11 protein-coding genes are annotated in these 11,280 nt (G+C 68.2%); 10 read left to right on the top strand and 1 reads right to left on the bottom strand.

Annotated elements, in window-relative coordinates; genetic code table 11:
* From infB to AC07NB_RS09195, 10 genes are all read left to right on the top strand, one after another.
* Window positions 1-2,112, top strand: a 2,112-nt coding sequence (infB, locus tag AC07NB_RS09240) for a translation initiation factor IF-2 (protein ID WP_494572573.1), incomplete at its 5' end; no start/stop codon positions are given.
* A gap of 73 nt (window positions 2,113-2,185) precedes the next feature.
* Window positions 2,186-2,701 carry a hypothetical protein gene (locus AC07NB_RS09235; protein ID WP_492311747.1) on the top strand — a complete coding sequence of 172 codons (516 nt, stop codon included), beginning with the start codon at window positions 2,186-2,188 and terminating at the stop codon, window positions 2,699-2,701.
* Window positions 2,702-2,852: 151 nt separating this feature from the next.
* A complete protein-coding gene (locus AC07NB_RS09230) occupies window positions 2,853-3,533 on the top strand; it encodes a hypothetical protein (protein ID WP_494570353.1) in 681 nt (226 codons plus the stop codon).
* On the top strand, window positions 3,530-4,234 hold the full coding sequence (locus tag AC07NB_RS09225; RefSeq protein WP_494570354.1) for a DUF2459 domain-containing protein: 705 nt from the start codon (window positions 3,530-3,532) through the stop codon (window positions 4,232-4,234). The genes AC07NB_RS09230 and AC07NB_RS09225 overlap by 4 nt, the downstream gene beginning before the upstream one ends.
* 93 nt (window positions 4,235-4,327) lie before the next feature.
* The gene (gene rbfA, locus AC07NB_RS09220; RefSeq protein ID WP_291839838.1) at window positions 4,328-4,780 is read left to right on the top strand and encodes a 30S ribosome-binding factor RbfA; all 453 of its coding nucleotides are present in this window, start codon (window positions 4,328-4,330) and stop codon (window positions 4,778-4,780) included.
* Window positions 4,781-4,820: 40 nt separating this feature from the next.
* Window positions 4,821-5,753 (top strand): tRNA pseudouridine(55) synthase TruB, encoded by a 933-nt coding sequence (truB, locus tag AC07NB_RS09215; RefSeq protein WP_291839835.1) that lies wholly within the window; start codon window positions 4,821-4,823, stop codon window positions 5,751-5,753.
* An 11-nt stretch (window positions 5,754-5,764) separates the two neighbouring features.
* Complete coding sequence (gene rpsO / locus AC07NB_RS09210) at window positions 5,765-6,034, top strand: 30S ribosomal protein S15 (protein WP_492311750.1); 270 nt, start codon at window positions 5,765-5,767, stop codon at window positions 6,032-6,034.
* 245 nt (window positions 6,035-6,279) lie between these two features.
* Window positions 6,280-8,517, top strand: coding sequence for a polyribonucleotide nucleotidyltransferase (gene pnp, locus AC07NB_RS09205; RefSeq protein ID WP_494570355.1), 2,238 nt, complete (start codon window positions 6,280-6,282; stop codon window positions 8,515-8,517).
* Between the two features lie 177 nt (window positions 8,518-8,694).
* Window positions 8,695-9,291, top strand: a complete 597-nt coding sequence (locus AC07NB_RS09200) for a hypothetical protein (protein WP_291838829.1) — start codon at window positions 8,695-8,697, stop codon at window positions 9,289-9,291.
* A gap of 42 nt (window positions 9,292-9,333) precedes the next feature.
* A complete protein-coding gene (locus AC07NB_RS09195) occupies window positions 9,334-10,791 on the top strand; it encodes a hypothetical protein (RefSeq protein ID WP_494570356.1) in 1,458 nt (485 codons plus the stop codon).
* Between the two features lie 220 nt (window positions 10,792-11,011).
* Here AC07NB_RS09195 and AC07NB_RS09190 read toward each other — a convergent pair whose 3' ends face one another.
* Window positions 11,012-11,251, bottom strand: coding sequence for a hypothetical protein (locus AC07NB_RS09190; RefSeq protein ID WP_494570357.1), 240 nt, complete (start codon window positions 11,249-11,251; stop codon window positions 11,012-11,014).
* Window positions 11,252-11,280: the final 29 nt, after the last annotated feature.

Here is an 11,280-nt window from a genome sequence, read left to right as displayed (position 1 = left end):
CCCGGCGCCCGCCCCGGCGGCCCGCGCACCGGCCCCGGCGGCCGTCCGGCCCCGAACGCTCCGCCCGCGACGCCTGAAGTCGCCCGTCCCGCCCGCGCCGGCTTCGGCCGTCCCGCCGGCAGCCGCGCCGAGGAAGATCGCGACAAGCGTTTCTCGGACGCCGGTCCGGGCAAGGCCGTCAGCCGCACCCGCGGCGAGCCCAAGCGCCGCGAAGGCCGTCTGACCATCCAGGCCGTGGCCGGTGGCGACGAGGACGCCGCCGAGCGCATGCGCTCGCTGGCCTCGGTTCGCCGGGCCCGCGAACGCGAGAAGGAAAAGCGCAAGGGCGGCTCGACCGACGCTCCGAACCGGCCGCGTGAAGTCGTCATTCCCGACGTCATCACCGTGCAGGAGCTGTCCAACCGGATGGCCGTGCGCGGCGTCGACATCATCAAATTCCTGATGAAGCAGGGCCTGATGATGAAGATCAACGACGTCATCGACACCGACACCGCTGAGCTGGTCGCCGACGAATTCGGCATGGCCGTGCGCCGCGTGTCCGAGTCCGACGTCGAAACCGGCTTCCTGTCCGACGACGTGGACGACGATGCGACCACGCCCCGCGCGCCGGTCGTGGCCATCATGGGCCACGTCGACCACGGCAAGACCTCGCTGCTCGACGCCCTGCGCACCACCGACGTGGCCGCGGGCGAAGCCGGCGGGATCACCCAGCACATCGGCGCCTATCAGGTCCGTCTGCCGGACGGCCAGCGCGTGACCTTCCTGGACACCCCGGGCCACGCCGCCTTCTCGGCGATGCGCGCCCGCGGCGCCAACGTCACCGACATCGTGGTCCTGGTGGTCGCGGCCGACGACGGCGTCATGCCGCAGACGATCGAGGCCATCCAGCACGCCAGGGCGGCCAACGCCCCCCTGATCGTGGCGGTCAACAAGATCGACAAGCCGGACGCCAACCCGCTGAAGGTGGTCAACGAGCTGCTGCAGTACGAAGTCATCGCCGAGAGCCTGGGCGGCGACACCCAGATCATCGAGGTGTCGGCCAAGAACCGCACCAACCTCGAGGGTCTGATCGACGCCATCCTTGTGCAGGCCGAGGTCATGGACCTGAAGGCCGATCCGGAACGCTCCGCCGAAGGCGTGGTCATCGAGGCCAAGCTGGACAAGGGCCGCGGTCCGGTCGCGACCGTCCTGGTCAAGCGCGGCACGCTGAAGCGCGGCGACATCATCGTGGCCGGTTCGGCCTGGGGCAAGGTTCGCGCCCTGCTGAACGAGCGCAACGAGCAGCTGACCGAAGCCGGTCCGTCCGTCCCCGTCGAGATCCTCGGCCTGGACGAGGCGCCGAGCCCCGGTGAACCGCTGGCTGTGGTGGAATCCGAAGCCCGCGCCCGCGAGCTGACCGAATACCGCGCCCGCGTGAAGCGCGAGAAGGCGACCGGCGGCATCAACCAGGTCTCGCTGGCCGACATGATGGCCAAGCTGGGCACCAAGAAGATCTCGGAGATGCCGGTCATCATCAAGGCCGACGTCCAGGGTTCCGCCGAAGCCATCGTCGGCTCGCTGGAGAAGATGGGCAACGACGAGGTGCGCGCGCGCACCGTCATGTCGGGCGCCGGCGGGATCACCGAGAGCGACGTGCAACTGGCCAAGTCGGCCGGCGCGCCGATCCTCGGCTTCAACGTCCGTGCGTCGAAGCAGGCCCGCGACCTCGCCGACCGCGAGGGCGTCGAGATCCGGTACTACTCGATCATCTACGACCTGCTGGACGACATGAAGGGCGTGCTCTCGGGCATGCTGGCCCCGCTGCAACGCGAAACCTTCCTGGGCAACGCGGCCGTGCTTCAGGTCTTCGACATCTCCAAGACCGGCAAGATCGCCGGTTGCCGGGTATCCGAAGGCGTGGTCCGCAAGGGCGCCAAGGTCCGGATCATCCGCGACGACGTGGTGGTCCTGGAACTGGGCACCCTCACGACGCTCAAGCGCTTCAAGGACGAGGTCAACGAAGTCACGGCGGGCCAGGAATGCGGCATGCACTTCCAGGGCTTCCAGGACATCAAGGCCGGCGACTACATCGAGTGCTTCACGGTCGAAGAGATCAAGCGCACGCTGGACTAGTCGTTCAGGGGATAAGGGAAAGGCGACGCCGCGGCGTCGCCTTTTCGCCATCCGGATTGGGGATCACTTTTCCATGCGCCGTTTCCTCATCGCCCTGCTGACCCTTTCCGCCGTCGCCGGTCCGGCCGCGGCCGAGACCCGCTACCTGGCCTATGACGCCTCGGACCGGGTCACCCAGGCCCTGACGCGGGGCATCACCCTGGAAGGCGACCGGGGCCTGTTCGGCGCCATCACCGTACGGCGCATCATCTCCACCTCGAACCGCGGTTCGGCCGAGATCCGCATCGGCGGTCCGGATGCCGCCCGGCGCGCCCTGCCCGCCGGATCGACCGAGAACATCCTCTACACCGTCTCGCCGGACGGCGGCGGTCGCGGCCTGGCGCGCGCGCTGTGCCCTGGCGCCGACCAGGCCTTCCTGATCCTCGGACGGGTCCGCCTGGCCCGCCCCCTGACCGCCCAGGCCATCGGCCGCTGGCCCGACGGCGCCTACCGGCACTGCGTGACCCTGTCCTACAACTGGCGCGGCGAATGGGCGACGCCGCCCGCCGGCGGGCCCGGCGAGGATTCCTCTGCCCCTATCGGGCGATAGGTTTTGCACCGGCCGCGCACCCCGCTAGACCATTTTTGCTTCAGGTCGCTTCGACCTGAATCCAAAAAATGGTCCAGCATCAAACTGGAGCAAAATCTGAGCCGAGCTGGACGGCGTCCAACTCGACCGATTTTGCTCTAGGGTTGCGCGAATGAGCGCCACCGCCATCCCACGACCGCAGGCCGGACGCCGCCGGGGCCTGAAGGGCCTCGCCGGAGCGTTGGCCTTCGTCTGCCTGGTGCTGTTCCTGCTGGCCATCGAACAGAAGCAGGCGGTCCAGGCCTGGGCCGCCGTGCGCGACGGCGCCGCCCCCGCCGCGAGCCGCATCTTCCACTGGGCCGCCGACGGCGCCTCGGACGGGCTGAACGGCTTGAAGACCGCCGCCGTCGGGACCGATGGCCCCCTGACCGCTGCGCCGGACGCCATGGTGCTGGCCGGGGAGTTCGGCCCCGCCGACGACATCACGCGCGACACGACCGGAGGCGTCACCTTCACCGGCGCGGTGATCCGGCTGGAGCGCGGCGAGACCTTCCGCACCCGTCCCCTGCGTATCGCCGCCGGGAGCGAGGCCTTCAACAGCCTGCGCGAGACCTTCGCCACGCGGCTGGACGCCGCCGGCGACGCCCAGATCGAACTGCGCGCCGTGGTCCCGCAGAGCCGAGACCAGGCGGTCGCCGCCTCGCCCCTGTGCGGCGGCGCGGCGCCCGGCGTGGCGGCCCTGCTGCATCGCCGGGACCATGTCGAACTGATCCTGTTCCGTGAGCGGACGATTGTGGGGCCGGACGCCCCGGTGGACGGTCTGTGCGGCGTATGGAGGTTCCGGGCCCGATGAAGCGTGAACGGAAGGGCGTGGGGGCCTTCATCGCCGCCGGCGCAGTCGGGGCGCTCGCCGCCCTGTGGACCTGGGCCGCCCCGGGCGATCCGGCGCTGTGGCCGGCGCGCGCCGACGCGCCCGGTGTCGAGATCAGCCTGCTGAACAACGGCTTCCACACCGACCTGGCCGTACCGCGCGCGGCGCTGGAGGCGCGGGGCGGGCCGCTGGCCGCGGCCGTGCGCGGCCTTCCCGCCGGCGACTGGATCCTGATCGGCTGGGGCGACGCCAAATTCTATGTCGACCAGAGCCCGATCGGCGACCGCCTGCCCGACGGCGCGCGCGCCTTCTTCCGGCCCGGCAACCCGTCCGTGGTCATGCTCGATCCGGCCCAGCGCGACCCGCGCGAGACGTTCGACGCCGACAGCCGACGCGACTTCCGCCTGTCGCAGGCCGGGTTCGAGGCCATGGCGGCCCGGATCGAGGGCTCGCTGGATCTGTCGACCGGCTCGGCGCGTATCGCCGCCGCCCGCGCCGGGGACGACGCCCGCTTCTTCGCCAGCCGCGAGCATTTCTCCATCGGCCACCTGTGCAACCACTGGACGGCGGGCGTGCTGAACGCCGCGGGCATGCCGATCCGGCCCGTGCAATCGATCCAGTCGTCCGAGGTCGTGGCCACTATCGACCGGGCGCAACTGGACACTCCGGCCGCGGGGGACTAGACCGCGCGCTCTTCAATTCCGGGGCGGCGTTCGCCCCCTCGCCTTCCAGCCGGGTCCGAGCCCCGGCGGGCGATCCAGAAGGAGGCCGCCGTCATGGGCCGCAAGCAACACACCCGCAACGCCTCCGGACCGCAGGGACCGTCCCAGCGCCAGTTGCGCGCCGGCGAGCTGATCCGCCACGCCCTCGTCGAGGTGCTGCGCGAGGAAGAGATCCACGACCCCGCCATGGAGGGCGTCTCGGTGACGGTGACGGAAGTCCGCCTTTCGCCCGACCTGAAGCACGCCACCTGCTTCGTCGAGCCGCTGGGGGCCGGCGTCGCCGACGCCCCGACCGCCGGTCACGTGACCGAGATCGTCAAGGCGCTGAACGCCCACGCCAAATTCCTGCGCGGCGTGCTGGGCAAGCATATCGACATGCGTTTCACCCCCGACCTGCGCTTCCGCCATGACGAAAGCTTCGAGGCCGCCGAGCGCCTGAACCGCCTGCTGGACGACCCGCGCGTCCGCGCCGACGTCGAACACTCCGACGAGGACGATCAGGCGTGATCCGGCCTCAAGCAGCGCGAAGCGCGGTAGGCCAAGCGTAATGGGCCGCAGGAAACGCGGCGAGATCGTCAACGGCTGGGTCTGCCTGGACAAGCCGTACGAGATGGGCTCGACCGAGGCGGTCAGCCGCATCCGCCGCCTGTTCGACGCCCAGAAGGCCGGACACGCGGGCACCCTGGACCCGCTGGCTTCCGGCATCCTGCCCATCGCGCTGGGAGAGGCGACCAAGACCGTCCCCTTCATGATGGAGGCGCAGAAGGTCTATCGCTTCACCATCCAGTGGGGCGTCTCCACCGACAGCCTGGACCGCGAGGGCGAGATCGTCGCCCGGTCGGACGTGCGTCCGTCGCTGGAACAGGTGAAGGCCGCCCTGCCCGCCTTCGTCGGCGAAATCGATCAGGTGCCGCCCGCCTTCTCGGCCATCAAGGTGGACGGCCAGCGCGCCTATGACCTGGCCCGCGAGGGTATCGAGGTGGAGCTGAAGGCCCGCCGGGTGATGATCCACGAGGCCGCCGTCACCGGCGCGCCCGACGCCGACCACCTGGAGATCACGATGCGGACCGGCAAGGGCGTCTACGTCCGTTCGCTGGCCCGCGACCTGGCCGTCATGCTCGGCGCGGAGGGCCACGTCTCGGCCCTGCGGCGCGAGCGGGTGGGGCCGTTCAGCGTCGAAAACGCCGTGACGCTGGATTCTCTGGAGGAAATGGTGCATAGCGGCGCCGCCTCGGAAGGCTTGCTTCCCGTCGCGACCGCCCTGGACGACATCCCGGAGTTGGCCGTTACGGATCAAGACGCCTTCTCGCTTCGGCAGGGACGGCCGATCGTTCTGCTCCCCAGACAGGTCGAAACGCTCAAGGGTCAGCTGAAAGGCGACGCCCGGACCGTTTCGGTTTTCCTGGGCCAGACCCTCGTCGCTCTCGGTCAGTTGCGGGCCGGCCGGCTAGAACCCGACCGCGTTTTCAACCTCCCATAAGGAGTTACACGATGTCGATCACCGCCGCCCGCAAGGGCGAAGTCATCGCCGATAACGCTCGTTCCGACGGCGACACCGGCTCTGCTGAAGTCCAGGTCGCGATCCTCTCGGAACGCATCGCCAACCTGACCGAGCACTTCAAGACGCACAAGAAGGACAACCACTCGCGCCGCGGCCTGCTCAAGATGGTCTCGCAGCGTCGTCGCCTTCTTGACCACCTGGCGAAGGTCGATCGCGAGCGCTACGCCGCTCTGATCGGCAAGCTGAACCTGCGCCGCTAAGCGCAGATCGCGGAACAGATTCGAGGCGCGGGCCATGTCCGCGCCTCTTTCCGCATCCAGAGACCAGCCGCGCGCCGCGGTTCTGTAACGGCGCATGACGCGAGGGCTGAATACCGGTCCTCAGACACTCCCGGGTCTGTCGCGATGGCGCGGCGGCCCATGGACCGAAGGACTGAACGCCCGACGCTCCACCCATTGATGGGACTCCGCCGGGAATACGCCCGCCGGAATACGAAAGACGAAACATGTTCGATATCAAACGCAAGACGATCGACTGGGCCGGCCGCCCGCTGACGCTGGAAACCGGCCGCATCGCCCGTCAGGCCGACGGCGCCGTGCTGGCGACCTACGGCGAGACCGTGGTTCTGGCCACCGTCGTCTACGGTCGCGCCCCCAAGCCGGGCCTGGATTTCTTCCCGCTGACCGTCAACTACCAGGAAAAGACCTTCGCCGCCGGCAAGATCCCGGGCGGCTACTTCAAGCGTGAAGGCCGTCCGACCGAGAAGGAGACCCTGGTCTCCCGCCTGATCGACCGTCCGATCCGCCCGCTGTTCGTCAAGGGCTTCAAGAACGAGACCCAGGTCGTCATCACCGTGCTGCAGCACGACCTCGAGAACGACCCGGACGTGGTCGGCATGGTCGCCGCCTCGGCCGCCCTGACCATCTCGGGCGTTCCCTTCATGGGCCCGATCGGCGCCGCCCGTGTCGGCTACATCGACGGTGAGCTGGTCCTGAACCCGACCATCGACCAACTGCCGGACTCGGCGCTGGACCTGGTCGTCGCCGGCACCACCGACGCCCTGATGATGGTGGAATCGGAAGCCAAGGAACTGTCGGAACAGGTCTTCCTCGACGCCCTGATGTTCGCCCACCGCGGCATGCAGCCGGTCATCGAAGCGATCATCGAACTGGCCGAGCACGCCGCCAAGGAGCCCTTCGACTTCCAGGCCGAAGACCACTCGGACGTCGTCGCCTCGATCCAGAAGCTGGTCGGCGAAGACATCAAGGCCGCCTACACCCACGTCGGCAAGCATGACCGCCACGCCGCCGTCGGCGCCGCCAAGAAGAAGGCCGCCGAGGCCCTGGTGAAGACCGAAGAGAACCCGGAGGGCGTCGAGTCGGCCAAGTTCGCCACCGCCTTCAAGGAATGCGAAGCCCACGTCCTGCGTCGCGACATCATCGACAACGGCCACCGCGTCGACGGCCGCGCCCTCGACAAGGTCCGCTCGATCGTGTCGGAAGTCGGCGTCTTCCCGCGCACCCACGGCTCGGCCCTGTTCACCCGCGGTGAAACGCAGGCCATCGTCGTCGCCACCCTCGGCACCGGCGAGGACGAGCAGTACATCGACGCCCTGACCGGGACGTACAAAGAGAAGTTCCTGCTCCACTACAACTTCCCTCCCTACTCGGTCGGTGAGACCGGTCGTATGGGCGGCGCGGGCCGTCGGGAAATCGGTCACGGCAAGCTGGCCTGGCGGGCGATCCGTCCGATGCTGCCGTCGGCGGAAGAGTTCCCCTACACGATCCGCCTGGTCTCCGAGATCACCGAGTCGAACGGCTCGTCCTCGATGGCCACGGTCTGTGGTTCGTCGCTGGCCCTGATGGACGCCGGCGTGCCCCTGAAGAAGCCCGTCTCGGGCATCGCCATGGGCCTGATCCTGGAGCCGTCGGGCGAGTTCGCCATCTTGTCGGACATCCTGGGTGACGAAGATCACCTAGGCGACATGGACTTCAAGGTCGCCGGCACCCGTGACGGCATCACCTCGCTGCAGATGGACATCAAGGTCGCCGGCATCACCGAAGAGATCATGAAGAAGGCCATCGCCCAGGCTTCGGCCGGCCGCCTTCACATCCTCGACGAGATGGACAAGGCCATCGACGGCGCCCGCACCGAGCTGGGTGAGTTCGCGCCGAAGATCGAGTCCATCAAGGTCCCGGTCGACAAGATCCGCGAAGTCATCGGCACCGGCGGCAAGGTGATCCGCGAGATCGTCGAAAAGACCGGCGCCAAGATCAACATCGAAGACGACGGCACCGTGAAGATCGCCGCCTCGGACCAGGAAAAGATCGACGCCGCCAAGGCCTGGATCTCGTCCATCGTCTCGGAGCCGGAAGTCGGCACGATCTACACCGGCAAGGTCGTGAAGGTCGTCGACTTCGGCGCCTTCGTGAACTTCTTCGGCGCCAAGGACGGTCTGGTCCACGTGTCGCAACTGGCCCTGGAACGCGTCGCCAACCCGGCCGACGTCATTTCGGAAGGCCAGGAGGTCAAGGTCAAATTCCTGGGCCTGGACGACCGCGGCAAGACCAAGCTGTCGATGAAGGTCGTTGATCAGGCCACGGGTGAAGACCTGACGGACAAGATCAACGCCGAGCGCGCCGAGCGTGGCGAAGCCCCGCTGTCGGATGACACCGGCGGCCGTCCCAAGCGTGACGGCGACCGCGGCGGCGACCGCGGCCGCAGCCGCAGCCGCCGGGACTAAACTCCCCGCGCGTCCGCGCTGACTGAACAGGGGCCCCGGTGGACACGCCGGGGCCCTTCGTCTTTGGGCCGCCGCGACACTCGCCAAGCGAGAGGATTCGACAATCTTCGTTCAGTGATTGTCGGTTTCCGAAAACACGATAAGGTTCCTCCCGACAGATCAAACGGGAGACGAGCCATGGCCACGGATATCCTGCTGGGCGAGGCGGAGGTGGCGATCAAAAGCCCCGAAGTGACGATCCATCGCGAGAATGAGCCGGAGAACTCCTCGGCGCTGAATTTCCGGAACGCCACGGGCTACTGGCATATCTCCGGCCCCCGGACCTATGACCCGGGCAATCCGCTGTCGGTCTTCTGGAACAACAACAGCGGCTGGATCGGTCCGATGCTGACCATCCAGACCGGCGGCAACATCGGCGTCGGCACCAAGGAGCCGGCCAGCACCCTGCACGTGCACGGCGGCGAGGTGCATTCGACCGGTCCGGTGGCCGGCTTCTCCTTCACCACCCGCGACCTGCCGGACGGCAAGACGACCGGGAACGACTGGGGCGAGCGCTGGGTCTGGTACGCGACCCAGAAAAGCGCCCGGCTATGGTCGGACTCCGATCTGGTGACGGTCACCGCCCTCATCGGCAACCAGGCGAGAATGGCGGTGAAGGGCACCGTCGAGTGCACCTTCCTGAAGCTCAACGGCAAGCAGGTGGGATCGGAGCTTTCGAACCTGCGCAAGGAAATCGAAGCCCTCAAGGCCGAGATCGCCAAGCTGAAGGGCTAGGAGCCGCCGCGTCCCCGGACGCCGGACCACGGAGGACCAGACGTGGCGAACAAGAAGACCGCCTACCAGAAGATCGGCGACGCCCTGCACATCAACCCGGCCGCGCAGAGCAAGCTGAAAGAGCTGTTCGAGGACGGCAAGGCCGCGGCGGACGCCATCGGACAGGCCGTGGCGATCGTCGGCGCCGTGATGGCGGTGGCCAAGATCGTCGGCATCCTGGAGGACAAAAGCCCCACCGACATCCTGTATGAAAAGCTGCAGGCGAACTTCAAGGCCATCGCCGCCAAGATCGACGCGGTCAGCAAGCAGATCCAGCGCCAGACCCTCGCCGAGCTGTGCGCGAACATCAAAACCGTGGACCAGGAGACGAAGACCTGGGCCCTGTACGTGAAGGCGCACAAGGTCGATCCGCCGGCCGGCAGCATCGAACGCGAGAAGATGATCGAGGCGTCGCCCATGTCCGGCTTCACCTCCAACCTGATCGAACAGCCGCAGGTCTGGGTCCGCACCTTCGACGAGACGGACCTGTGCACCCAGCCCTGGGGCAAGGGCCGCTATACGCCGCCCAAGGAGGAGTCCAACGGCTTTGTCTGGGAGTACCGTCACTTCCTGCCCCTGATGCTGCTGATCACCCGCTCGCGCCTGGCCTATCTGATCGCGACCGAGGGACCCGGGTTCGCGGACAAGAACCGGGACGCCTTCGCCGCCACCATCGCCTTCATGATCCAGGTGCACGACCGGATCATCAGCGGCTTCGTGCTGACGCCGGCGCCGGGGCTGAAGGGACCGGACGGGCCGCTGATGGCCTTCCCCTTCGACGCGCCGCCGCCGGGCCATTATGTGCCGCTGAAGCCGCAGACCTTCTCGCCGTCGTATTGGGACCAGATAAAGACGCCCTGCGGCGCCGTCGACACCTACGCCGGGGTCGGGGCCTTCGAGGTCTTCCCGATGAGCCAGCCGATCCGGCACACCTATTTCGAGCGGTTCGACGAATACCTGTCGGCGGCCAACCTGCCGCTCAGCTCGCAGCCGACGCCGCAGATGCTGGAGAAGCCGCAGCAGGATTTCGAGGCACAGCGGGCGGTGGGGCGCGCCGTTCTGGCGAAGGAGCAGGCCTATGCGGCGCGCTTCTACGCCATCTTCCTGATCCGGGCCCGGCGGGCGTGGCGCGAGCTCTACCAGTCCCTGGGGCTGGACAATGTGGTCGGGGCCGCCGACGGCTATGCGGTCGCGGTCGGCATTCCGGACCGCCCCCATTTCGCGCGCCACTACGCGGGCTTCCACTCGCTGGCGGCGGTGATGCAGCCCTCGGCGCGGACCACGGCGGAGCTGTCGAGCCCGCCCGCGGCGCCCCTGGCCCTGCACCGGTTCGACAGCGTGCGCGCCTTCGCCGATCTGCTGGGCGCCGACTTCGCGCACGCGCCGCCGATCAAGATCGGACCCTTCAAGATCGGCAAGAACATCGTCTCGCTGAAGCGGATCCTGGACGGGGACGACTGACGGATCACGGTCGCTCCGGACGGAGGAGAACACCGTCCGATGCGTTCGATGCGTCCGATGCGTCCGATGCGTCCGATGCGTCCGATGCGTCCGATGCGTCCGATGCGTCCGGGTCGCTGACGCGGGGCGGATGCGATGTCAAAGACCAAAGCCCGCAGGCGCACGCATCAAAGCATGCGCCTGCGTCAGGATTGGTCGTGTGGTCCCGCCGGGGCGGGGATCAGGGGTAGAGGGCGGCGCAGTCCGCGCGGACGGCGGCGGCGCAGGCCTCGAAGGCGACGCCCTCGGGCGTCTCGGGGCTGGGCTTGTAGATGGCGCCGTTCCCGTCGCGCGGGTAGCAGGGCATCATCCGCTGGCCGACACACTGGCGGTGCTGCGGATTGTTCTGGGGCGCCGAGACGCCGACCGACGGGGCGACGGCGAGCAGCAGGACGGCGGGCACGGCGAGCAGGATCTTCATCGGGGAACCTCCGTTGGTGGACGAGTGAG

The organism is Brevundimonas sp. GW821-FHT09G01, assembly GCF_059416065.1.
The sequence above is the reverse complement of the archived record's forward strand: the minus strand, read 5'-3'. Positions and strand labels throughout refer to the sequence as shown.